Annotated in this window: 19 protein-coding genes and 2 tRNA genes; 14 read left to right on the top strand and 7 right to left on the bottom strand. The window is 70.2% G+C overall.

What is annotated here, in order from left to right:
- The first annotated feature begins 35 nt into the window (after positions 1-35).
- Positions 36-1,331 (top strand): MFS transporter, encoded by a 1,296-nt coding sequence (locus ACRAKI_RS06075; protein WP_447006059.1) that lies wholly within the window; start codon positions 36-38, stop codon positions 1,329-1,331.
- On the opposite strand, the gene ACRAKI_RS06070 is transcribed toward ACRAKI_RS06075, so the two are convergent.
- On the bottom strand, positions 1,263-2,783 hold the full coding sequence (locus tag ACRAKI_RS06070) for a helicase HerA-like domain-containing protein (RefSeq protein ID WP_447006058.1): 1,521 nt from the start codon (positions 2,781-2,783) through the stop codon (positions 1,263-1,265). The two genes, ACRAKI_RS06075 and ACRAKI_RS06070, sit on opposite strands and share 69 nt — an antisense overlap.
- A gap of 83 nt (positions 2,784-2,866) precedes the next feature.
- On the opposite strand from ACRAKI_RS06070, the gene orn reads away from it, so the two are divergent.
- The 3 genes from orn to ACRAKI_RS06055 all read left to right on the top strand — a co-directional run bounded on the left by orn (position 2,867) and on the right by ACRAKI_RS06055 (position 5,341).
- Positions 2,867-3,478, top strand: a complete 612-nt coding sequence (gene orn / locus ACRAKI_RS06065) for an oligoribonuclease (protein WP_447006057.1) — start codon at positions 2,867-2,869, stop codon at positions 3,476-3,478.
- Between the two features lie 63 nt (positions 3,479-3,541).
- A tRNA-His gene (locus ACRAKI_RS06060) sits at positions 3,542-3,617 on the top strand.
- A gap of 92 nt (positions 3,618-3,709) precedes the next feature.
- Positions 3,710-5,341 (top strand): ABC-F family ATP-binding cassette domain-containing protein, encoded by a 1,632-nt coding sequence (locus ACRAKI_RS06055; protein ID WP_447006056.1) that lies wholly within the window; start codon positions 3,710-3,712, stop codon positions 5,339-5,341.
- A gap of 3 nt (positions 5,342-5,344) precedes the next feature.
- Here ACRAKI_RS06055 and ACRAKI_RS06050 read toward each other — a convergent pair whose 3' ends face one another.
- Positions 5,345-6,484 (bottom strand): L,D-transpeptidase, encoded by a 1,140-nt coding sequence (locus ACRAKI_RS06050; RefSeq protein WP_447006055.1) that lies wholly within the window; start codon positions 6,482-6,484, stop codon positions 5,345-5,347.
- A 294-nt stretch (positions 6,485-6,778) separates the two neighbouring features.
- On the opposite strand from ACRAKI_RS06050, the gene ACRAKI_RS06045 reads away from it, so the two are divergent.
- A tRNA-Lys gene (locus tag ACRAKI_RS06045) sits at positions 6,779-6,851 on the top strand.
- An 85-nt stretch (positions 6,852-6,936) separates the two neighbouring features.
- Here ACRAKI_RS06045 and ACRAKI_RS06040 read toward each other — a convergent pair.
- The gene (locus tag ACRAKI_RS06040) at positions 6,937-9,105 is read right to left on the bottom strand and encodes an MMPL family transporter (RefSeq protein WP_447006054.1); all 2,169 of its coding nucleotides are present in this window, start codon (positions 9,103-9,105) and stop codon (positions 6,937-6,939) included.
- Between the two features lie 110 nt (positions 9,106-9,215).
- Between ACRAKI_RS06040 and ACRAKI_RS06035 the strand changes: the two genes are divergently transcribed.
- Positions 9,216-9,908: a response regulator transcription factor gene (locus ACRAKI_RS06035; RefSeq protein ID WP_447006053.1), complete on the top strand. Its 693-nt coding sequence runs from the start codon at positions 9,216-9,218 to the stop codon at positions 9,906-9,908.
- The gene (locus tag ACRAKI_RS06030; protein ID WP_447006052.1) at positions 9,908-11,035 is read left to right on the top strand and encodes a sensor histidine kinase; all 1,128 of its coding nucleotides are present in this window, start codon (positions 9,908-9,910) and stop codon (positions 11,033-11,035) included. The genes ACRAKI_RS06035 and ACRAKI_RS06030 overlap by 1 nt, the downstream gene beginning before the upstream one ends.
- Positions 11,036-11,049: 14 nt before the next feature.
- On the opposite strand, the gene ACRAKI_RS06025 is transcribed toward ACRAKI_RS06030, so the two are convergent.
- Both ACRAKI_RS06025 and ACRAKI_RS06020 read right to left on the bottom strand, forming a co-directional pair.
- Positions 11,050-11,349 (bottom strand): hypothetical protein, encoded by a 300-nt coding sequence (locus ACRAKI_RS06025; protein ID WP_447006051.1) that lies wholly within the window; start codon positions 11,347-11,349, stop codon positions 11,050-11,052.
- Positions 11,350-11,505: 156 nt separating this feature from the next.
- Positions 11,506-14,475 (bottom strand): tetratricopeptide repeat protein, encoded by a 2,970-nt coding sequence (locus ACRAKI_RS06020; protein ID WP_447006050.1) that lies wholly within the window; start codon positions 14,473-14,475, stop codon positions 11,506-11,508.
- Between the two features lie 201 nt (positions 14,476-14,676).
- On the opposite strand from ACRAKI_RS06020, the gene ACRAKI_RS06015 reads away from it, so the two are divergent.
- Both ACRAKI_RS06015 and ACRAKI_RS06010 read left to right on the top strand, forming a co-directional pair.
- Positions 14,677-15,873 (top strand): hypothetical protein, encoded by a 1,197-nt coding sequence (locus ACRAKI_RS06015; RefSeq protein ID WP_447006049.1) that lies wholly within the window; start codon positions 14,677-14,679, stop codon positions 15,871-15,873.
- On the top strand, positions 15,870-16,268 hold the full coding sequence (locus ACRAKI_RS06010; RefSeq protein ID WP_447006048.1) for a hypothetical protein: 399 nt from the start codon (positions 15,870-15,872) through the stop codon (positions 16,266-16,268). Before ACRAKI_RS06015 ends, ACRAKI_RS06010 begins: the two co-directional genes overlap by 4 nt.
- Here the strand turns inward: ACRAKI_RS06010 and ACRAKI_RS06005 are convergent.
- Complete coding sequence (locus tag ACRAKI_RS06005) at positions 16,221-18,194, bottom strand: tetratricopeptide repeat protein (protein ID WP_447006047.1); 1,974 nt, start codon at positions 18,192-18,194, stop codon at positions 16,221-16,223. The two genes, ACRAKI_RS06010 and ACRAKI_RS06005, sit on opposite strands and share 48 nt — an antisense overlap.
- 353 nt (positions 18,195-18,547) lie before the next feature.
- Positions 18,548-19,219 (bottom strand): hypothetical protein, encoded by a 672-nt coding sequence (locus ACRAKI_RS06000; RefSeq protein ID WP_447006046.1) that lies wholly within the window; start codon positions 19,217-19,219, stop codon positions 18,548-18,550.
- A gap of 90 nt (positions 19,220-19,309) precedes the next feature.
- On the opposite strand from ACRAKI_RS06000, the gene ACRAKI_RS05995 reads away from it, so the two are divergent.
- The 5 genes from ACRAKI_RS05995 to ACRAKI_RS05975 all read left to right on the top strand — a co-directional run bounded on the left by ACRAKI_RS05995 (position 19,310) and on the right by ACRAKI_RS05975 (position 23,400).
- A complete protein-coding gene (locus ACRAKI_RS05995) occupies positions 19,310-20,425 on the top strand; it encodes a DUF2786 domain-containing protein (RefSeq protein WP_447006045.1) in 1,116 nt (371 codons plus the stop codon).
- 48 nt (positions 20,426-20,473) lie between these two features.
- The gene (locus ACRAKI_RS05990; protein ID WP_447006044.1) at positions 20,474-21,196 is read left to right on the top strand and encodes a hypothetical protein; all 723 of its coding nucleotides are present in this window, start codon (positions 20,474-20,476) and stop codon (positions 21,194-21,196) included.
- Between the two features lie 74 nt (positions 21,197-21,270).
- On the top strand, positions 21,271-21,702 hold the full coding sequence (locus tag ACRAKI_RS05985; protein WP_447008346.1) for a very short patch repair endonuclease: 432 nt from the start codon (positions 21,271-21,273) through the stop codon (positions 21,700-21,702).
- A gap of 42 nt (positions 21,703-21,744) precedes the next feature.
- Positions 21,745-22,872 (top strand): DNA cytosine methyltransferase, encoded by a 1,128-nt coding sequence (locus ACRAKI_RS05980; protein ID WP_447008345.1) that lies wholly within the window; start codon positions 21,745-21,747, stop codon positions 22,870-22,872.
- Positions 22,873-22,908: 36 nt separating this feature from the next.
- Positions 22,909-23,400: a hypothetical protein gene (locus ACRAKI_RS05975; protein ID WP_447006043.1), complete on the top strand. Its 492-nt coding sequence runs from the start codon at positions 22,909-22,911 to the stop codon at positions 23,398-23,400.
- The last annotated feature ends 132 nt before the right edge of the window (positions 23,401-23,532 follow it).

Below are 23,532 nucleotides of genomic sequence, written 5' to 3'. Positions count from 1 at the left end.
TCGTCCGGTCCGGGTGATCACCGACGCTTACCGGCGTGATTCGCAGCAAGCAGAACTGGGCATGGGTGGTCGCCGGCGTCGCGTTCATCGCGCTGGTCGGCGCGGCGGCGTTCCGGGCCACCCCGGGCGCGTTGATCGAACCGCTGCGGAGCGAGTTCGGCTGGTCCACCGGCACCATCGGGCTGGCCGTGTCGGTCAACCTGATGCTGTTCGGGCTGACCGCGCCGTTCGCCGCCGCGCTGATGGAGCGCCTCGGCGTGCGCAAGGTCGTGGCGTCCGCGTTGACGCTGGTCGCGGTGGGCAGCGGGTTGACCGTGTTCATGACGACGGTGTGGGAGCTGGTGCTGTTCTGGGGCGTGCTGGTGGGCTTGGGCACCGGGTCGATGGCGCTGGCGTTCGTCGCCACCATCACCGGCCGCTGGTTCGTGAAGCGCCGGGGTCTGGTGACGGGGGTGCTCACGGCGGGCGGCGCGACCGGTCAGCTGGTGTTCCTGCCGGCGGTGGCCGCGCTGTCCGAGTGGTCCGGCTGGCGCGCGGCGTCGCTGATGGTGTCGTTCGCGGCCCTCGCGGTCGTGCCGCTGGTGCTGCTGTTCCTCCGCGAGCACCCCGCCGACCTGGGCGTGCCGCCCTACGGCGGTGACGAGGTCGTGCCCGTGCCGCCGACGTCCGGCGGCTCGGCCCGACGTGCCATCAGCGCCCTGACCGGCGCCGCCCGCACCGGGCCGTTCTGGTTCCTCGCCGCCGGGTTCGCCATCTGCGGCGCCACCACCAACGGCCTGGTCGGCACCCACTTCATCCCCGCCGCCCACGACCACGGCATGCCCACCACCGCCGCGGCCGGCCTGCTCGCCATGGTCGGCGTCTTCGACGTCGTCGGCACGGTGCTGTCCGGCTGGCTCACCGACAAGGTCGACCCGCGGCTCCTGCTCGCCGTGTACTACGTGCTGCGGGGCGCGTCCCTGCTCGTCCTGCCGCAGTTGTTCCACGACTCGGTGCAGCCGTCGATGCTGGTGTTCATCGTCTTCTACGGCCTGGACTGGGTCGCCACCGTGCCACCGACCGTCGCGCTGTGCCGGGAGGTCTTCGGCCTGTCTGCGCCGGTCGTGTTCGGCTGGGTCTTCGCCTCCCACCAGATCGGCGCCGCCATCGCCGCCACCGCAGCCGGCCTCACCCGCGACCACTTCGGCGACTACGCGCCCGCCTGGTACGTCGCCGGCGTGCTCAGCATCGGCGCCGCGTTCCTGTCCATGAAGGTCAAGCGCTCACCGGCGTTTCCGGGAGATCCCGAAGAGCCCACGCGTGATCTCACGACCGAGGGCGCTCGCGGCTGATCGCAGGAACGACTTGACCGCCGTGTTCCCGAGCACCTGCCGCACCACACCGGGCTCGGCACGCTCGGGCTTCGGCCGGGGCGCCTCCTCCCGTCCCGCTTCACCGGCAGGGGGCGCCACCCCGGCCGCCAGCTTCTCGTACGCCGACTCGCGGTCGACCGTCCCCGAGTACTTCCCGTGCAGCTCGGACGACGCGGCGGCCTGCTTGATCGCGTCCGCCCCGATGGTGTCCATCAAGGACCGCGGCGCGCGCAGCCTGGTCCACGCCACCGGCGTCGGCGCGCCCTTCTCGCTCAGCACCGTCACCACGGCCTCGCCGATCCCCAGCGAGGTCAACACCTCGTCCAGCTCGTAGTGCGGCGTCGTCGGGTACGTCTTCACCGTCTTGGCCAACGCCGCCTGGTCCTCCGGCGTGAACGCCCGCAGCGCGTGCTGCACCCGTGCGCCCAACTGCGACAGCACCGCGTTCGGCACGTCCGTCGGCAGCTGCGTGCAGAAGAACACGCCCACCCCCTTGGACCGGATCAGCTTCACCGTCTGGGTGATCCGCTCCAGGAACGCCTTCGACGCGTCCGCGAACAGCAGGTGCGCCTCGTCGAAGAAGAACACCAGTTTCGGCTGGTCGAGGTCGCCCTCCTCGGGCAGCACCTCGAACAGCTCCGCCAGCAACCACATCAGGAACGTGGAGAACAACGCGGGCCGGGACCGCAGGTCGGCCAGCTCCAGCAGCGACACCACGCCCTTGCCGTCCGTGACGCGCATCAGGTCGCGCGGGTCCAGCTCCGGCTCGCCGAAGAACGTGTCGCCGCCCTGCGCCTCGAGGTTCACCAACGACCGCAGGATCACCCCCGCCGTGGCCGACGAGACGCCGCCCAGGCCCTTCAGGTCCTGCTTGCCCTCGTCACCGGTGAGGTGCGTGATCACCGATCGGAGGTCCTTGATGTCCAGCAACGGCAGGCCGCGGGCGTCGGCCCAGTGGAAGATCAGGCCGAGCGTGGACTCCTGCGTGTCGTTGAGCCCCAGCACCTTCGACAGCAGGATCGGCCCGAAGCTCGTCACGGTCGCCCGCACCGGCACGCCCACGCCCCCCGTGCCCAGGGACAGGAACTGCACCGGGCACGCCTGCGGCTGCCAGTCGTCACCCGTTTCGGTGGCCCTGGACGTGATCCGGTCACCGCCCTCACCCGGCCGTGACAGCCCGGACAGGTCGCCCTTCACGTCCGCCATCACCACCGGCACACCCGCCGCCGCCAGCTGCTCGGCGATCAGCTGCAACGTCTTCGTCTTGCCGGTTCCCGTGGCCCCCGCCACCAGCCCGTGCCGGTTCAGCGTCGCCAACGGGAGCCGCACGCGCGCGGTCGGCTCCACCGCACCGCCCACCAGCACCGCGCCGAGTTCGATGGCCGCGCCCTCCGAGGCGTAACCGGCAGCGATATCGCTCTGGGCCGTCATTGCGATGAGCGTAATGAGATCGGTAGGGGCCGCCACCCGAAGCGACGGCGGGCCCGCCGGACCGGGCGACTAGGCTCGCCCGCGTGATGGATCGCTTGGTGTGGATCGACTGCGAGATGACGGGCCTCGACCTGGGCAAGGACGCCTTGATCGAGATCGCGGCGCTGGTGACGGACGCGGAGCTGAACGTGCTCGGCGACGGTGTCGACGTGGTGATCCACGCCGACGACACCGCGCTCGACTCGATGCCGGACGTCGTCATGCAGATGCACGCCAAGTCGGGGCTGACCGAGGAGGTCCGGCGGTCCGCGGTGACTCTCGCCGACGCCGAGGCGCAGGTGCTGGCGTACATCAAGGAGTGGGTCCCGGACCCGCGCACCGCTCCGCTGGCGGGCAACTCGATCGCCACCGACCGCGGGTTCATCGCCCGTGACATGCCCGAACTCGACGCCCACCTGCACTACCGCATGGTCGACGTGTCGTCGATCAAGGAGCTGTGCCGGCGCTGGTACCCGCGCATCTACTACGCACAGCCCGGCAAGGGCCTGGCGCACCGCGCGCTCGCCGACATCCGGGAGTCCATCCGGGAGCTGGCGTACTACCGGCGGACGGCGTTCGTCGCGCCGCCGGGGCCGACGTCGGAGCAGGCGCAGGCCGTGGCCGCCGAACTGCTGGCCGCCGACCGGGTCGACTAGGGGCGGTTTCAGACCTGGAGGCAGGGCACTGTATGCTCTCTTCCGCCGGGTCAGCCGGTCTTGGTGGGTGTAGCTCAGCTGGCAGAGCACTGGGTTGTGATCCCAGGTGTCGCGGGTTCAAGTCCCGTCACTCACCCCAAGCGGAACGCCCCTCGACAGCCTTGTCGAGGGGCGTCTTCTTTTTGTCCCCTGCTGTGCCACTTGCCTCCTACTGTGCCCTGCGGAGTTGTCATGAGCGCCACACTCGTCGCGAAGGACCTGGCCGCCGGGCACGGCGACCGCGTGCTGTTCGAAGGTCTGGACCTGGTGGTCGCGCCCGGTGACGTGATCGGGCTGGTCGGGGCGAACGGCGCGGGCAAGTCGACGCTGCTGCGGACGCTGGCCGGGCTGCTGCCCGCCGAACGGGGTGTGATCCGCCTCTCCCCGACCACCGCGACCGTCGGCCACCTGCCGCAGGAGCCGGACCGGCGGCCGGGCGAGACGGTGCGCGCGTTCCTGGCCCGCCGCACGGGCGTGGCGGACGCCCAGGTCGAGCTGGACCGGGCCACCGAGGCGTTGGCCACGGGCTCCGGCGACGACGGCTACTCCGAGGCGTTGGAGCGGTGGCTGGCGCTGGGCGGCGCGGACCTGGAGGAGCGGTCCCTGGAGGTGGCGGCCGACCTGGGGCTGGAGGTGTCGCTGGACCTGCCGATGACGGCGCTGTCCGGCGGTCAGGCGGCGCGGGCGAGCATGGCGTCGTTGCTGCTGAGCCGGTACGACGTGTTCCTGCTGGACGAGCCGACCAACGACCTCGACCTGGACGGCCTGGCGCGGCTGGAGCGGTTCGTGACGGGGCTGCGCGCGGGCACCGTGCTGGTCTCCCACGACCGCGAGTTCCTGTCCCGCACGGTGACGCGGGTGGTGGAGCTGGACCTGGCGCAGCAGCAGGTGCGGTCCTACGGCGGCGGGTACGAGTCGTACCTGGAGGAGCGGGAGATCGCCCGCAAGCACGCTCGGGACGACTACGACGAGTTCGCGTCGACGAAGGCTTCGCTGGAGGAGCGGGCGCGGGCGCAGCGGGCGTGGATGGAGAAGGGCGTGAAGAACGCCCGGCGCAAGGCCCCCGACAACGACAAGTCGGGGCGCAAGTTCCGCACCGAGGCGACCGAGAAGCAGGCGTCGAAGGCCAGGCAGACCGAGCGCCTGATCGAGCGGCTGGACGTCGTCGAGGAGCCGCGCAAGGAGTGGGACCTGCGGATGGAGATCGCCGCCGCGCCCCGGTCCGGTTCGGTGGTGGCGGTGCTGCGGGCGGCGGTGGTGACGCGCGGGTCGTTCACGCTGGGGCCGGTGGACCTCCAGGTGGACTGGGCGGACCGGATCGCGATCACCGGCGCGAACGGCTCGGGCAAGTCGACGTTGCTGGGGGCGCTGCTCGGCCGGGTGCCGTTGGCCTCGGGGTCGTCGGCGCTGGGCTCCGGTGTGGTCGTGGGCGAGATCGACCAGGCACGGGGCCTGTTCCTGGGTGACGAGCCGTTGCTGGACGCGTTCGGGGCCGCCGTGCCGGACCTGGTGCCGGCCGACGTGCGGACGTTGTTGGCGAAGTTCGGGCTGAAGGCGGCGCACGTGGTGCGACCGGCGGCGTCCCTCTCCCCCGGTGAACGGACGCGTGCGGCGTTGGCGCTGCTCCAGGCGCGCGGGGTGAACCTGCTGGTCCTGGACGAGCCCACGAACCACTTGGACCTGCCCGCGATCGAACAGCTGGAGTCCGCCCTCGACTCGTACACCGGCACCCTGCTGCTGGTCACCCACGACCGGCGGATGCTGGACGCCGTGCGGACGACCCGCCGCCTGGTGGTGGCGGCGGGTCGTGTCACGGACGTGTAGCGGCTAGCGGTTGCCCTTGACCCACTGGTCCCACGGGACCTGCCAGTCGCCGAAGCCGTCCCAGAACTGCAGTGCCGGGCCGCCGGAGTTGGTGACGATCACGACGTCGCCCGGCTTGGAGTTGTCGAACACCCACTTGGCGTTCTCCGGGGACAGGTTCAGGCAGCCGTGGCTCACGTTGCGGTGGCCCTGGTCGCCGATCGACCACGGCGCGCTGTGGAAGAAGATCCCGGAGTTCGACATCCGGTACGCCCAGTCCACCGGCGTCACGTAGCCACCCGCCTCCAGCGACAGGCCGTACGTGCGGGAGTCCATCACCATGTGGGCGTGCTTCTCGGTGAGCACGTAGGTGCCCGTGGGCGTGGGGTTCTGCGCGTCGCCCATCGAGGTCGGCATGGTGCGCACGACCTGGCCGTTGACCTTGGTGACCACCTGGTGCGTCTGACCGTCCGCCTCGTGGATGACCGAGTCGCCGATCGTGGTGGTGATGAGGCGGTCTTCCTCGCCGTAGATGCCGTTGCCGACGTGCTTGCCGTAGATCTTCGCGTTGATGGTGATCTTCGTGCCGGGCGTCCAGTAGTGCTGCGGGCGCCAGTGCACGGTCTTCTCGTCGTACCAGTAGAAGGCGCCCTCGACGCGCGGCTCCGGGGTGATCGAGATCATCGCCTCGGCGGCGGCCTTGTCCGCGATCGGCTCGTCGAAGTAGAACGCGAGCGGCTGGCCGACGCCGACCGTGGTGCCGTCCTGCGGGTTGACCGAGAGGTAGGTCAACGTCCGCGGCTTGACGGTGGTGAAGCTGGACGTCTTGGTGACGGTGTTCCCGTCCGTGCCCACGCCCGTCACGGACAGCGTGTACGTCTTCTGGTAGCCCAGCGGCTCGGTGTTCGTCCACTGCGTGCCGTCGGGCGTCAACTGCCCCGCGACGGCCACGCCCTCCGGGTTGGTCAACGTCACCTGGGTGAGCTTGCCGTCCGTGGCCGTGGCCACGACCGGCACGCCCGGCGCCACGTCGACCGCCGCGTCCGCCGGGCCGGTGGTCAACGCCACGGGTTTCGGCGGCGGCGTGGACGAAGTGGTGGTCGTGGTCTCGCCGGCGGCGCCCTCGGTGGACGCCGAGCCGGTCGAGCAACTTGTGACCAACATCGCAACCAACCCGATCGCGACCAACCCCAGCGCTCCACGCGCCCCCCGCTTGCGGTGCATCCCGTCCTCCGGTTCGTCCCTGCACACCCAGACCACCCGATTGCAGGGGGTCTACTGGTGTCCCCTGACTAGGGGACGCTCCGAGGGTTGACGATGTTGCCCAGGATGCTGGATCGTTACCAAGGCGAAGTTCCCCCTGCACCAGGGCGGCACACCCACCCTGACCAGGCGATTGGGAGCTGAGTCAGACGCTGTGCTAATGTTCTTCGCGTCGGACAGAGCAAGAGAGTCCGAGCGCCGCTAGCTCAACTGGCAGAGCAGCTGACTCTTAATCAGCGGGTTCGGGGTTCGAGTCCCTGGCGGCGCACAATAAGGAACCAGGCCGGTATTGCCACCGGCCTGGTTCTTTTTTTATTTCCCGTCAGTGCCCGCCGGCAATTCGGGTGCCGCATTCACCGCGGTGCGTGCACCGGAGTTCTCCCGCTCCGCAGTGGTGAGGGTTCCACCCGGAGCACCTTGGCGGCCCACCCGGGCAGCCACCAGTTCCAATCGCCCATCATCGCCACGGTCGCCGGCACCAGGACCGAGCGGATCACCGTCGCGTCCAGGAAGATTCCCAGCGCCATCCCGGAGGCGAACATCGCCACGTCCAGTTCACCGCCGCTCGCCATCGCGGCGAAGGAGAAGAACAGGATGGCCGCCGCGGCCGTGACCAGCCGGCCGGTCCGCCCGATCCCCCGGATCACCGCCTGCTCGGTGTCGCCGGTCCGGTCGTACTCCTCGCGCATGCGGGCGAGGATGAACACCTCGTAGTCCATGGACAGCCCGAACAGGAACGCGAAGATCGTCACCGGCAGGAACGTGCCGATCACGCCGTCGGGCTGGATTCCGAGCAGTGCCTCGGTGCCCCAGCCCCACTGCCACAGCACGACCATCGAGCCGATCACCGCGCCGAGTGACAGCAGGTTCATCACAACCGCCTTCAGCGGCAACAACAGCGAGCGGAACGCGCGCGCCAGCATGAGGTAGGAAACGATCGACAGCACGGCCAGCATCCAGCCGAAAGCGCCGTAGGTGACGTCCGCGAAGTCCATCTGCTGGGCCGTGTACCCGCCGACGCCGACACCGTCCGGCACCGCGTCGACCACCCGCTCGACGGTGCGCCGGCCCGCCTCCGTGCCGCCGTCGTCGACCGGCAGCACGGTGATGACCGCGGAGCCGTCCCGCCGCCACGCCTGCCCGGTGGGCGCGGCGACGGTGTGGATGCCGGGCAGCGCGGCGACGGCGGCGACGACCGAGTCCGGGCTGGTGCCCGGCGGCACGTGGACGTCGAACGCGTAGAGCGTTCCGGACGGGATGCCGACCGAGGTCAGCGCGACGAGCCCGTCGTGCCCCGGACCGTCGTGGTCCAGGTTCGCGGTGACCGGGACGTTGGTGTTGATCCCCAGCGCGACGACCGCCAGCGTCCCCAGGACCGCGATCGCACCGGCGGCGGCGATCCCGCGGTGTCGCACGACCCTCCGCGCCCACGAGGTCCACATGCGACTGGCGTCGGCGTCCCGGTCCGCGCCCCGGGCGACGTGCGCGCGGTCGAGACGCCTGCCGGTGCGGGCCAGCACGATCGGCAACAACGTCAGCGACACCAGGGCGCCGGCCGCCGTGACCACCATTCCGCCGAGGCCGAGACTGCGCAGGAACGGGATGGGCAGCACCACCATGGTCAGCAGGCCGGCCGCGACCACCAGGCCGGAGAGCACGATGGCCTTCCCCGCGGTGGCCATGGCCTGGTGCACCGCCGCGTCGGGGTCCGCGCCACCGGCCCGCTGCTCGCGCCAGCGGGTCACCATGATCAGCGCGTAGTCGATGGCGATGCCGATCCCGAAGAGCGGCGCCATCGTCACGGTGGTCTCGTGGATGTCGGTGAACAGGCTCATCACCAGCACGCCGAGGTAGGAGACCGGGATCGCGACGAGCGCGATCAGCAGCGGCACGAATGCCAGCTTCGACCGGAAGACCCAGGCCAGCACGAGGATCGCGGCCATGAGCGTGACCAGCAGCTTGACCGGCACGTTCAGCCCGCCGGTGTCCTCGCCGGTGGCGAGCTGATCCAGACCGGTGATCCGCAGCGACGCCCCTGGCGGCAGGTGCGGGCGGATGGCCGCGTCGACGAGCCCGTCCAACTCGGCCCCCTCGCCGAGCGCGCTGCCCGGGATACCGCCCTGCTCCACCGGGTTCCCGAACACCAGCGCGTAGGTGACCCGGCCGCCCTCGCCGACGAACCGCCGGTCTCCGGTGTTCACGTACGACGCGACGCGCGCGTGCGCGTCCCGCTCCACGGCGTCGAACATTCGCGTCAACGCCGCGGCCACTCCCGGGCTGTCGACGGAGACGCCTTCCGGCAGGGTGATCACCGGGACGTACGGGCGCTCCCGGCCACCGGTGCCGTACGCGTCCACGATCCGGCTGTTCGCGTCGTAGGCCGGGAGTCCGGGTGCTTCGTACTGCTCGGAGACGTTCGGCAGCAGCAAGGCGAGCGCGCCACCGCCCGCCAGCGCGAGCGCCACCGTGATCACGACCACCACTCGCCGGTGCGCCAGCGTGAAGATCGACAGCTTTTCCATGCGACCCAGTGCAGCAGCGCGATCTTCCACCGCCCTTCGACGCCGCCGGCAATCCCCTGTCACAGAGAACTCACAGAACAATCCGGTTCCGGCTCGGCCAGACTGACCGGGTGACACAACAGCCGACACGGGTCCTCGTGGTCGACGACGAGAACTACCTCGCCGACCTGGTGGCCACCGCGCTGCGGTACGAGGGCTTCGCCACGGCGACGGCCGGGACCAGTGCCGAGGCGGTCCGACAAGTGGCCGCGTTCGCACCGGACCTCATCGTGCTGGACGTGATGCTGCCGGACGGTTCCGGCATCGACACCTGCGCCAGGCTGCGGCAGGCGGGGCACGACACGCCGGTGGTGTTCCTGACCGCCCGCGACGCCACCGAGGACAAGATCGTCGGGCTGACCGCCGGCGGTGACGACTACGTGACCAAGCCGTTCAGCCTCGAGGAGCTGGTGGTCCGGGTGCGCGCGGTGCTGCGCCGGACCAAGCCCGGCGGGACGGCCACCAGGGTCGCCTTCGCCGACCTGGAGATCGACGACGACGCCTACACGGTGCACCGCCACGGTCGGGCGATCGACCTGACGCCGACCGAGTTCAAGCTGCTGCGCTACCTGGCGGCCAACGCGGGCAAGGTGCTGTCCAAGAAGCAGATCCTCGACCACGTGTGGAACTACGACTTCGGCGGCAGCGACGCGGTCGTCCAGACCTACATCTCGTACTTGCGGCGGAAGGTGGACGTCTTCGAACCGCCGCTGATCCACACCATCCCGCGGGTCGGCTACGTCATGCGCCGAGGTGGGTCCTGATGTCGTTGCGGGCCAGGCTGATCCTGATCGTCAGCGCCCTCTCCGCGTTGGGGGTCGGGCTGGCGGTCGGCGCGACGTTCGGTGCGCTGCAGGACTGGGACACCGACGAGTACGGCCCCCGGTTCTCCGAGATCGGCATGCGGGCCGAGCAGTTGCACGCCCAGGAGTACGCCGAGCTGACCAGCCGGGTGGCTCGCGTGGCGATCATCTCCAGCATCGGCACCGTGCTGGCGGTGATCGCGGCATCCGCGTTCGCGGTCAAACGCGGCCTGCGCCCGCTCGACGACATCGCGGCGACCGCGGACAAGATCGGCTCCGGCGACCTCTCCCGGCGCGTGCCGGTCGAGCGGGAGGGAACGGAGATCGGCAGGCTCGGCGTGGCGTTGAACGCGATGCTCGGGCAGGTCGAGTCCGCGTTCCGGGACAAGGAGGCGTCCGAGGCGCGGTTGCGGCGCTTCATCGCCGACGCGTCCCACGAGCTGCGCACGCCCATCGCCACGATCCGCGGCTACGCCGAGCTGTTCCACCGCGGCGCGGCGGAACGTCCGGGCGACTTGGCCAAGGTCACCAGCCGGATCGAGTCCGAGGCCAAGCGGATGGGCACGCTCGTGGACGAACTGCTGCTGCTCGCCCGGCTCGACCAGGGGCTGGCAGCCGACCGCGAGCACGTGGACCTGACCGCGCTGGCCGCCGACGCGGTCGCCGACGCGGCGGCCAGGGCGCCAGGACGTTCACTGCGCGTCGATCAGGACGGCGCCGTGGTGGTGTTCGGCGACACCGGCCGACTGCGCCAGGTGCTGGCGAACCTCCTGTCCAACGTGCTGCAACACACCCCGCCGGGATCGTCGGCCACGGTGCGGGTGCGCGCGGAGGGGGAAGACGCGGTGATCGAAGTGGCGGACACCGGTCCAGGTCTGGAACCCGATGACCGCGCGCGGGTTTTCGAGCGCTTCTTCCGGACCGACGCGGCGCGCGCCAGGGACGGTGGTGGCGCCGGACTCGGGTTGTCGATCGTGGAGTCGGTGGTGGTCGCGCACGGCGGGCAGGTCGACGTGAGATCGACCAAGGGCGTCGGCACGACCTTCCGGGTCACCGTGCCGCTGAACCGTGCCACGACTTCGCGCTGACCGCCTTCGGCAGGTCATTCGAGAATCGACAGCTCCGGGTCCGCCACGACGCGAAGGAAATGCAGGGTGGGCCACCACCCGGTGACTCTGCCCAGAGTCGTGAACCAGTTCGCGGAATTGATGCGTCCTGGCCAGTTGATTCCGACTGCCGTACGGCCGATTCCGACGTCGGGGAGCGCCTGGGCCACCGACTCGACACGGGAAGTGTCCGGCTCGGCGTTCGCCCGGGCAGGGCCACCGATCAGCGCTATGGCCGCGACCGCCGCGACGACCGCAGGCCGGACTGCTTTGGCGATGGCGGTGCTTTGGGGCATGCCAAATCTAAGCACCTCGCCCCGGCGGTCCCGCGAGCGACCCCTCCCACTCCAGTGGGTATCGATCGCTCGTCCGTGAAGCCACAGCAGGACGGGCATCAGGTTTGATCTTTGTTAAGTTGGCGAATTTTCACTCGAACGTGCCGGAAGTCCCACTCAGGGATTACGTTCTGTAACCTCCTTCGAGGGCGACGAACTTAAGTCCGGACTGGTTGTCCGGGGCGCGGGGATGGAGTCGCGAACCCTTTTCAGGTCCGACAGGTGATCAAGCAGCACGGCCGTCTCGACCTCGGCCACCTCACGCAGCACATCGACGGCACGGTGCCACCGCTCCTCGGCCTCTTCGACGTTTCCGAGAGCGACGAGCGCATGCCCCCAGAGGTGCAGCGCACGGCCGAGGTCGTGACGTGCGCCTATGGCCGCGCACAACGCCACAGCCTGCTCGGCGTGGGCGATCGCCTCGCCGAACCGGCCGAGGTCGTACTCCACTTCGGTGAGGGTCACCAACGCCTCGCCGCTCCGGCTCTGGTCCCCGAGGGGGTGCACCGCAAGCGCTTCCCGCAGCCGATTCAGAGCGGCCTCGTGCTCTCCCCGCTCGTGGTGCAGTTTGCCGAGTTCGGTCAACGTTATCGCTTCGCCGCGGACGTGGCCGATGGATCGCCGAATGGCGAGGGCAGCGTAGTGGTGGTCGAGTGCGAGATCGTCGCGCTCTATCTTCCGATAAGCGTTCGCCAACTGGTCCAGCGCATAAGCCTCCCCATCCCGGTAGCCCATTTCACGCACGGACTCCAGCGTTTCCCGGTATAGTTTGATAGCGGCTGCGATCTCACCCGACTCGACCAGTGTGCTGGCGACGTTGTGCGCGCAGATCAGCTGGATCTCACGGAGCCCGGCGGTCTGCGCGATAGCCATCCCGGCCTCGAAGTGCTCGCGCGCCTCGGTGAGCCTGCGCAACCGGTATAAGGCCATACCGATATTGCTGTACGTGCCGCTCAACGCCTCCGGGTCGCGAAGCGCACTGGCCGCTTTGAGTGCCGCCCGGTGGGCGACAAGCAGGTCCTCGAACGTCGACGACCGGTCGAAAGCCTCGTGGAAGTTCGCCGAGAGACGCCATGCGTGTTCGTTGAAGCCGAGACGCACGGACTGGGGCACGCAAGCGATCAGGATCGACCTGTGCCGGGTGAGCCAGGCCAACGCCTCGGCCTCATCGGTCAACCGGACCGCGTTCGGGGACATGCCGGGCAACGGCGGCACCGGCGACGTTTGCGGATCGAGGAGGTGCGCCGCGACCTCGCACGAGGCCAAGTACCAGTCCAGCAGGTGTGACATCGCGTCTCTGCGAGCCTGCGCGGGCTCGTCCCGGCGCACGAGGTGTTCGGCGTACCCGTGCAGCGTGTCGTGCAGGCGGAACCTCCGGGGCGCACGGCCGTACTCCAGGAGGTTGCTCCGCACGAGCGCGCTCAAGTGGCCGCTCACGACGTCTTCCGACTCACCCAGGAGCGCGACCGCCGCGTCGAGGCCGAACTCGGCGGTCGGGTGCAGTCCCAGCAACCGGAACATCCGCGCCGTGCCTTCGGGCAGGTAGCGGAACGACCACGAGAACGCGACGGGCAGCGTTGCGCTTGCGTCGTCGCTGTCGTAGACGGATCCGAGCACGCCGAGTCCGTCCTGGTCGCGGAACTCGGCGACCAGCTCCCCGACCGGTGTGCCCGGCCGGTGGGCGACTTGTTGCGCGATGATCCTCAGCGCCAAGGGCAAGCCGTCCACCAAGTCCGCCAAGTCCCTCAGCGCCTCCGGTGTCCGGTCCGACCGCTGGTGGCCGATCTCATTGCGCAGCAGCGCGACCGACTCCGCCGTGGACAGTGGCGGCACCAGCTTCAGGTCGACGTGGTCGAGGATGTTCAGACCCATCAACCGGGTGCGGCTGGTGATGATGGTGAGGCAGCTGGAGGTCGCCGCCAACACCGGCCGCACCTGGGCGCTCTCCTGCGCGTCGTCGAGCAGGACCAACATCTTCCGCCGGCCGAGGATCCGGCGCAGTTCCCGCTGCCGCTCCACGCCGGTGGCCGGTATTCGTGCAACGTCCAAGGACCGCAGCAGGAACGCCAGCACGTCGTCGGGCGCCATCGGCGTTCCCGGCCCGGCGCCGTGCAGCTCCAGGTACAGGTTGCCGTCCGGGAACCGTTCGAGGTGCCGCGCGGCCCATTTCAGCGCCAGTTGGCTCTTGCCCACGCTCGGCATCCCGTGCAGCGCGACCACCCGACCCTGATCGCCACCGTCCAGCAATGCGTCGAGTTCGGCGAGCAGATCCTCCCGACCGATGAAGTTCCGGCCCGGCAACGGCACCTGGTGCGGCGCCACGACCTCGGGAGACGCCGTGCTGTCCTGCTTGCGCAGGATCGACCGGTAGAGATCCCGCAGTTCCGGCCCCGGCTCAGCGCCGACGTGCTCGACCAGCCGCCGGCGGAACACACCGTAGAAGTCGAGGGCCGCGGAGTAGCGCCCCAAGGCGTCCAGAGAACGCATGTACAGACCTGCGAACGCCTCGTCCGGGGCCTGGGTCGCGTTGAGCCTCCCGGCTTCCGCCATGACCTCCAGGTGCTCGCCGAGCTGGTGCTGGCTGTCCAGCAGCGTGTGAAAGGCGGGCATCCGGTCGAATGCCTCCATCTGGTCACGGCAATGGTCTGCCCAAGCCCCTTCCAACTCCTGCAACGGTCGACCGTTCCACAGCGACAGAGCCTCCCGGAGGAGGGCTTTGGCTGTTAGGTGGTCACCCCTGCCGGCGGCCATTCGGCCCTCTTCCGCCAATTTGCGGAAACGATGGTAGTCGATCACCCCCGGCGGTTCCAAGTCGAGCCGGTAGGCGTTGCCCTCCTTCCGGATGAATCCGCCTGTCCCGGATTTGGCCAGAATCGAGCGCAACCGGCTGATGATCGGTTGCAGGTTGCGTCGCACCTGGTCGGACGTGCTAGCCGGCCACAGAACTTGCGCAATCATGTCCACTTGCACCGACCGCGGAAAGTGGTACAGCAGCATTGTGAGCACGCTGCGGTGTTTGGCCGGACCGAGGTCGTAATCATTCCCATCGACGTGTAATCGCGTCTTACCGATGATCTTGAACTCCACCAGCGCCACCCTTTCGCTGGTCAACCTGCCCGTGTCTACAGTCTGCTTCAACTGGAGACACTTCCACAGTCTCTTTCCACGTTTTCGTCCGAATTGCCCATGTGGCCGGACTGCGATCGGCGGGGTGCAAGCGGACTGCAAGTTCCCGGCAAACCGGGCCGTCACTCTTCTCCCAGGGTCGGAGCGCGAGGGGGAGAGTGCATGACACGTACGGAGTGGTCGCGGGTGCCGATCGGGCTCGACGCACCGCAGTGGGTCAGCCGCGCCGGGTACCTATCGGTGCTCGCCGTGGTGCACACGGTCACCAGCGGGCAACGCCTGCTGGAGGCGGTGGAGCTGATCGAGACCGACACGAGGGTGCAGGTCGTCTTCACGCAGGCGCCCGATGTCTTCGCCAACGGAGTGGCCGACTTCCTGAAGTCGACCGGCGGTCTCGTGCTGCCGTGGGAGCTGGTTGCGCGGGAGAAGTTCGACCTGGCCGTCGCGGCGGCCTACGGCGGACTGCACGAGGTGCACGCGCCGCTGGTCCTGTTGCCGCACGGCGCGGGGTACGGCAAGTCCTTCACCACCGGTGGGGAGCCGGTGGTCTACGGGTTGGACGCGCAACGGCTGCTGCACAACGGCCGCGTGCTGGCGAGCGCGTTGGTGCTCGCCCACGAGGACGAGCGGGAGGTGCTGCGCCGGCAGTGCCCACAGGCTCTCGACGTGGCGGTCGTGGCGGGCGACCCGTGCTACGACCGGTTGGTGGCGAGCCTGCCGCACCGCGACAGGTACCGGGCCGCGCTGGGCGCCGAACCGGGGCAGCAGGTCGTGGTGGTCAGCTCCACGTGGGGTCTGGACTCGTTGTTCGCCCGGTTCGAGGACCTGGTGCCGACCCTGCTCGAAGAGCTGACACCGCAAGGGTTCCGCGTTGTGGCGCTGGTCCACCCGTCGGCGTGGTTCGGCCACGGCCGCAGGCAGGTGGACGCGTGGCTCGCGGAGTGCCGGGACGCGGGGCTGGTGGTGGTCGGTCCGCACGTGGACTGGCGGGCCGCGTTGATCGCCGCCGACCACGTGGTGGCGGACCACGGCTCGGTGGGCGTGTACGCGGCGGCCATCGGGCGTCCGGTGGTGCTGGTCGACGCACCGGTCCGGATCGCCACTTCTGCCGGGTCGGCGCAGGAGCTGTTGCGGCGCACCGCGCCGCGGTATCGGCCGGGAAGGCCCATGCGGCAACAGTTCTCGGAAGCCGCAGCGCGCGCCGCGGAGCTGGGCGATGCCGTACGTGAGCGGCTGACGTCGCAGCCCGGCCGGTCGTCGGCCGAGCTGCGCCGGGTGATGTACGGGCTGCTCGACATCCCCGAGCCGGGACGGCACCGCGCCGTGCCGCCCGTCCCGACACCGGGAGAGCCGCGATGACCGAACCGGTGGTGCGGTGGACGACCAGGTCCGACGGCCTGGCCGACGTCGTCGTGCGTGAAGCGTCCGGTGGGAGTGCGATCGGGGTGTCCGCGGTGCTCCTGCAGGACAACCCGTTCGCCGCGTTGGCCGTCGCCGTGTCGGCGGACGGACTGGTGGTGCGGACCGAACTCGGCCACGTGGTCGAGCTGACGCCCGTGACCACGGACGCGCGCTGCCTCGACGTCGACGCGGTCGTGCGATCGGCGGTCGAGTCGCTGTACGCGTGGCACGTGGCCCGACTCGACCTGAGCGCGTTGCACCGTCGTGGGCTGCCGGTGTGGTGCGCGGACCACCGGGCACGCCGGTCAGCCGTCCCGTGCGGGTGGCTCGGGGTCGTGCTCCAGGCCGCGTAATCGTCGAGCGATGTCGTCGGCCTTCGAGGACCCGATGTCGGTGTAGAGCCGCAGGGCCTGTTCCCAGTGCTCTGCGGCTTGCCCAGCGTTCCCCTGCCGCTCGGCGGACTCCGCGAGCAGGTGACGTGACTCCGCCATCCCCTGCTTGGAGCCGAGCGCGCTCAGCGCCTCCAACGCGCCGCGTGCCGTGCTGTCGGCCGACTCGAGGTCGTCCGCACGCAGGTACGCCGCCGCCTCGGCCACCACGACTCGCGCCTGGTTGTACGGGTCCGGTGGCTCCAGATCGCCGAACAAGGCGGTCGCCTCGCGCAGTGCCTCCAGCGCCGCTTCGCTGCGGCCGAGCCCGGTCAGCGCGCGGCCGAGGTTGATCAGCGTGAGGCCGAGGCTCCGCCTGGCTCCCAGTTCCCGGTTGACCTCGGCCAACCGCTCGAACAGGCGGGCGGCTTCGGCGAGCCGTCCACGGGCCATGTGCAGCACCGCCAGCGCCTCCCCCGCGTCTGCCGCACCCCGCCGGTCACCGGTCTCCTCGGCGACCGCGGCCGAAGCGCGCAGGTGCTCCTCGGCCTCGGCGAACCGGCCCACCGTGGTGCACACCATGCCCAGCCGCCTGAGCATGACGGCCTCGGCGAACCGGTCGCCCCACTTCCGTGCGACGTCGACCCCGCGCCGGTCGATCTCCAGTCGGTCCCGGTAGTGCTTGTGGTGCAGCAGAAGCGGCCACAGCACGTCGGACAGCTGCCAGGCGAGGTGCCACCAGCCGCGTTCCTCGGCGACCCGTCCGCACGTGATCAGGTTCTGCCGTTCCTCTTCCAACCACGCCAAGGCCGACTCGCGGTCGGCGAGCACCGGCACGTCCTCGGGCGGGGCCAGGAACTCGTACCCCAGCCGCTGCCGGTGCGGCGTCACGACGAGGTCGGCCGCCATCGCGCCGCTCAGGTACCACTCCACCATCCGCCGCACGGCCCGCGCCCGCTCGTCCACGTCGTCCTCTGAGTCGGCTTTGCTCCGGGCGTGCAGCCGCAGGAGGTCGTGGAACCGGTACCTGCTCTCGCCGACCGACTCGACCAGGCTCCCGTCCACCAGGTCCTCCAACACCGCGGGGGAGGCGTCCTCCAGGACCGCTGCCGCCACCGAGGCGCCGAACTCCTGGCCGGGGTGCAGCGAGAGCCGGCGGTAGAGCGCGGCGGCTGTCGGTCGGAGCGCGCGGTAGGACAGGTCGAAGGTCGTCTGCACGGACAGCTCCGCGGCCGACAGCATCGACAACCGGCTGCGCTCGTCGGTCAGCTCGGCGAGCACCTTCCGCACCGACCACTGGGGACGACTGGCCAACCTGGCGGCGGCCACCCGGACCGCGATGGGCAGGCCGCCGCACATGCCGACCAGCGCTTCCGCCCGTTCCGGCTCGTCGGTGATCCGCTTGCTCCCCACGACCTTGGCCAGCAGCCGCACCGCGGACGACCTGCCGAGCGGGGCGACGTCGACCAGCCGTGCGCCCTCGGCCACCAGGCCGGTGAGCCGGTTGCGACTGGTCACCAGCACCGCGCTGGACGGCGAGTTCGGCGCGAGCGGGCGCACCTGGGCGGCCGAGTAGGCGTTGTCGAGGAGGACCAGCACTTTCATGTCCGCGGTCAGGGAGCGGTAGAGGGCGGCCTGTTCGGCGATCTCGACCGGCACCTCCCGGGACGGCACGCCGAGGCTGCGCAGGAACAGGCCGAGCGCGTCCTCGGGCGGCACCGGGCTGGACCCGCTGAAGCCGGCGAGGTCGACGTAGAGCTGGCCGTCGGTGAACAGGTCCCGCGCGCTGTGCGCCCAGTGCAGCGCGAGCGCCGTTTTGCCGACGCCGCCCGGACCGCTCAACACCGCGAACATTCGCGATCCGTCCTGCCTGCTCGCGGTCAGCGCCGCGTCCAGTCCGGCCAATTCCACCGTGCGGTCGGTGAAATGCACCGGTGCGGCCAACAATTGACGTGGAACCGGAGGCGGAGTGGACGGTGCGTTGTGGAATGTGATGTCCCCGTGCACCACCCCGGCCTGCACGGCACCGCCCGAGGACGACCCGGACAAGGTGTTGCCCACGTCTACCCCGCCGTACTGCGCCTCACCTGATCGCGACATCCGCTACCCCCGTGGCGTGTCGATTCGACCATCAACACGACCGTACGGTATGCGGGTGCCGGCACGGTATTGCCCGGTCGAGCGAACTCGCCTCCCATTCGGACCAACGGGGCCGGGTGATATCTGTCTCACCCGATCCGCACGGCGCGATAATGAATTGGCGGTCACCCGAATGCCAGTGCGATTCGTCGGCCGGCCAGCAGGCGGGTCCGTTCGACCTCGATGTTCACGATGGCGTCCGTGTTGCGGTCCAGGCGGTCGTAGGACTTGGCCAGGAGCCAGTGGGCGGCCTCCGGGCCGATCGGGGTCAAGGGCCCTTGGTCCGCCAGGCGGTGGCGGGCGGTGGTGACGTCCCGGGTCACGAAGGCCGTGCGCACTTCGCCACCGGACAGCTCGTCGATCAGGAACACCATCGCGTGCTCGTCGTCCGCGAACGTGTAAGTGCAGATCAGGGCCAAGTAGCCGGCGTCGATGGACCGGTCGCAGATCCAGGCGCCGCCGACCTTCAGCGCCGGACGGGCGGGCGCTACGGCACTCGCGGCCCACTCGCGTGGACGGCCGGTGAGGGCGGCTGCCAGGACGCGGAGCAGTGCGTGGTTGCGGCGGCTGGGCAGTGAGACGGCGTGGTCGATCAGGCCCGCCCAGAACTCCTCGTCGGGCCGGACGTCGGCCACGGCGGTGCTGACCGTCAACTCGGCCTCCAGCGGGTCGAGCAGCTGCGGCAGGGCGCGGCAGCGGTGGACGACCCGCTGCTGCTCCTCGGTCAGCGGCGTCCCTTGTGGACGGCGGACCACCACGATCTGCCGCCGTTTCGGGGTCTGCGTCTTCCGGCTCACGGCGCGAGGCTGGCACGTCCGGGTGTGTCCTGGGTCGCAACGCGCACCGGCTGCGGCGACACCGCACCCGAAAGGGGACAATCGGCGGTCGTGAGCTCCCTACGCGAGGCGTTGTGGCGGGCCGCGGCGAATCGCCGGGCCGGGCTGCCGCGCACCTCCTCCCTTCCGCCGGCCGAAGTGGACGACGCGGTTCAGTGGGCGCTTCGGCGTGCCTTCGAGCACCTGTGGGAGCACGGCTGGCTGCCTTACGACGTGTACGAGGTGGTGCGGCGCAACGAGGACGAGCGCGCGCTGTCGGTCCTGGTCGACGCCTTGGCGTCGGAGGCTTCGCGGTACTCGGCGTTGCACCCGCGGTGGCTGGAGCAGTTGGCGGAGATCGAGGCGACGGTCTGGTGGGACGTCACGCAGCCGTACGTCGACCAGTGGGCCGGCCGGCACATCGAGTTGCGCGACGACGCCGTCGCCGCGGCCGTGGCGGTGCTGCGGGTCCTGATCATGTTGCCGGGGCTGCCGGTGATCCTGCCCAAGCCGGGCACGCCGTTGGCCGCGATCGACCACCACCACGTGGACCCGAGGATCCTCAACCGGGTGCGGGGGCTGCTGGCGAAGGCCGAGTCGACGGCGTTCCCGGAGGAGGCCGAGGCGCTGTCGGCCAAGGCGCAGGAGCTGGTGACGCGGCACGCGCTGGAGCGGATGCCGCTCGAGGTGGCGACGACGACGTCCCGGCGGTTGTGGCTGGACAAGCGGTACTTCGACGGCAAGGCGCAGGTCGTGCACGTGGTCGCCACGGCGAACCGGTGCCGGGCCGTGGTGTACGACCTCGGGTTCGTGGCGCTGGTCGGCGAGGAGCTCGACCTGGAGATCGTGGAGCTGCTGTCGGCGTCGCTGCTGGTCCAGGCGACGCGCGCGATGGTCGCGGCGGGCGAGAAGGCCCGCAAGGGTGACGAGGCGCGGTCGGCGTCGTTCCGGAAGTCCTTCCTGCTGTCGTACGCGCACCGGATCGGGGAGCGGCTGCGGGCGGTCAACGAGGTGCCGGCCGACGACGACCGGCTGCTGCCCGTGCTGGCGGAGCGGAAGAAGGCGGTGGAGGAGTACTTCGGGGCGATGTTCACCCGGACCGTGGCGAAGAGCACGCCGGTGCGCAGTGCGGCCGGGTGGGACGCGGGGCGGTCGGCGGCGGACCGGGCGAACCTGTCGATCAGCTGACCTGCGGTTTCTCCGGGACTGTCGGTGGTCGTCCGTACTCTCTGCGTCATGACTACGGCGATGGACGTGCGTCGGTTGTTCAACGTGACGCAGGAGACGCGGTTCCACTTCAACCACTGGTACGGCAAGCGGAAGCACGTCGTGGAGCACGTGATGGCGCACGAGTCCGATGCCGTCTACCGGGTGAGCGCGGACGAGGTCGAGGCCGCGTGCCGCAGTGCGCCGGTGCCGGGACCCGGGGTCGCCGAGGTGCCGGAGGTTCGGCGCTGGCGGCCTGATTTCGCCTTCACGCACGTGGCGCACCACGTGGTCGAAGCGCTCGGTCGATTACCTCGTTGGCCCGAGTTCAAGCAGTTCTGCGAGGCGGACGAGAAGGCGCGGGCGATGCTGTGGACGCCGGCGCGTGAGGTGATCGCCGAGGTGGGCGCGGAGGGGCGTGCCGCGCTGCGCAACCGGGTCGTGTCCGATTTCCTGGGGTTCCTGCGGGATGTGTGGGTGCTGGCGGTGCTGCGCGGGCATGGGTTGGACGTGCGGGTGCATCCGTTGGCCGACACCGTGTTCAAGGTCGACGCGTGGGTGGAGCGGTTGATCGTCAACCCGCGGGGCGGGCCGCAGCGGTCGGAGGACCTCCTGGTGCACGCGGTGCCGCCGTTCTTCTTCGCCGATCTCCGGGTCACGGAGTTCACGCGGGTCGGGGCTGCGGTGCTGCCGTCGCGCGCGCAACTGGACCGGGCGGCGCGGAGGCTGCGGGACGTGCTGCACCCCGCGTGAGCCATCATGGCCGGGTGCCGAACCTGGAGCCGCGGGCGTCGAGCCTGGAGACGACGGACGACGTTCGCGCCCGGATGAGCAAGCAGCGCTCCCGTGACACGGCGATCGAGGTGGCGTTGCGGCGTGAGCTGCACCGGCTGGGGTTGCGCTACCGGGTGCACCAGCGTCCGCTGCGCGCGGTGCGGCGTGAGGCGGACGTGGTGTTCGGGCCGGCGAAGGTCGCGGTGTTCGTGGACGGCTGCTTCTGGCACGGGTGCCCGGAGCACGGCACGTGGCCCAAGCGGAACGGCGAGTTCTGGCGCGCCAAGATCGAGGCGAACCAGGCTCGGGATGCCAACACCGATCAGGCGTTGGCTGATGCGGGGTGGTTGGCGGTGCGGGTTTGGGAGCACGAGGACCCGGCCGTCGCGGCGGGGCGGGTTCGGGCGGTGGTGTTGGAGCGTCGCGGGCACAGTGGTGGGGGGCGGAGTGGCGAGGGGCGGAGTGGCGGGGGCGCGCTCACCTGAGTCTGTGGCTGTTCATGGGCTAGCCTGACCCCCGTGCTGTCCATGATCGACCTGTTCGCCGGCTGTGGCGGCATGACCTCCGGGTTCGCTGCGGCGGGCGGCTACCGGCAGGTGATGGCGGTCGAGTGGGACCTGCACGCGGCGGCGACGTACGCGGCGAACTTCGGTGAGGACCACATCCGCTGGTCCGACATCGCGGAGGTGCCGGACGACGCGATCCCCGAGGTCGACGTGATCGTGGGTGGTCCGCCCTGCCAGGGGTTCTCGAACCTCGGCTCGAGGGACGTCGACGACCCGCGCAACTCGCTGTGGCGGGAGTACCTGCGGTTCGTGCGGCGGGCCCGACCGGCGGTGTTCGTGATCGAGAACGTCGACCGGTTCCTGGCGTCGACCGAGTTCGCGTTGCTCCAGGCGGAGACCGAGGGCTACGAGCTGAGCTACGGCATCCTGCTCGCGGCCGATTTCGGTGTGCCGCAACGGAGGCGGCGGACGATCGTGATCGGCTCGCGGGTCGGGCGCATCCCGCTGCCGACGCCCACGCACGTGCGGGAGCGCTGGCACACCGTTGGTGACGTGTTGCGCGGTCTGCCCGAGCAGCCGTTGACGACGTCGTTGCCCGGGTCCGTGGTCGAGTTCTTCGGGCGTGAGCTGCCAGGGCCGTTCAAGAGCCCGGACCTGCACATCGGGCGGAATCCGACGCCGATGTCGTTGGAGCGGTACCGGCACATCCCGCCCGGCGGTGGTCGGTTCGACCTGCCGGTGGAGCTGCTGCCGCGGTGTTGGCGGGAGAAGAAGACCGGCACGACGGACGTGATGGGCCGGATGCGCTGGGATCAGCCGTCGCTGACCATCCGGACCGAGTTCTACAAGCCTGAGAAGGGTCGCTACCTCCACCCGCAGTGGGAGCCGGGTGAGGACGGGCACCGGGTCGACCGGCCGATCACGCACCTGGAGGCGTCCCGGTTGCAGTCGTTCCCGGACGATTTCGAGTGGTGTGGGTCGAAGATCTCGGTGGCCAGGCAGATCGGGAACGCCGTCCCGCCCGGGTTGGCGCGGGCCATTGCCGAGCACCTGAAGTCGTACTTGGTGACGGGCTCGGCGGAAGCCGGCGCTGCTCGCGCTGCCGGCGTTGCCGGGGCGAGTGTGTCGGGCTGTCGGCTGTGCGGCTGAGCGGAATTGTCGGACCCCTGGTCTAGCGTCGTCATCATGACGACGACTACGTACGAGAACTCGATCCGGATCGGCTCCACCACCTACCAGTTGGTCGCTACGGCGGACCCTGCGCTGTCGGTCGACCTGGCTGGTGTGGACGGGTCGGGTGAGCTGGTGGCCGAGGGGTCGATCCGGCTGCCCGCCGAGGCGGGCGTGAAGATCGGCAAGTTGCTGGGGCAGGTTCTCGACGCTTTGGCTCGGTTGAGCGGAGCACCGTCGGGTTCGTCCCGGGATCGGCCGGACCGACCGGATCGGCCGGCCAACGCCAATCAGCCGTGGACGCGGGAGTTGGACGACGAACTGCGGAGTGAGTGGATGGCCGCGACGCAGGACGTTCCGGCTGCCGATCTGATCCGCGCTATCGCCACACGGCTGGAGCGGTCGCCTACTTCGATTCGGTCGCGGGTGGCCAAGGTCGGCTGTGATCCGGACGTGCCCGGGCGGGTGCTGTCCGACGAGGGTGCGCGGGTGTTGCGGCGGGCGTGACGGTTCGGGTGGTTGTCCGGCTGGAACCGGTCCGGCTCGATGTGACATGGAGCCCTTACGGGCACCCCGGACAGGCCGAAGCCATGTCACATCGGGCCTCGTCGGCCACTGCCGGTGTGGTGTGGGTGTGGT

The organism is Saccharothrix isguenensis (genome assembly GCF_052936305.1).
The sequence above is the reverse complement of the archived record's forward strand: the minus strand, read 5'-3'. Positions and strand labels throughout refer to the sequence as shown.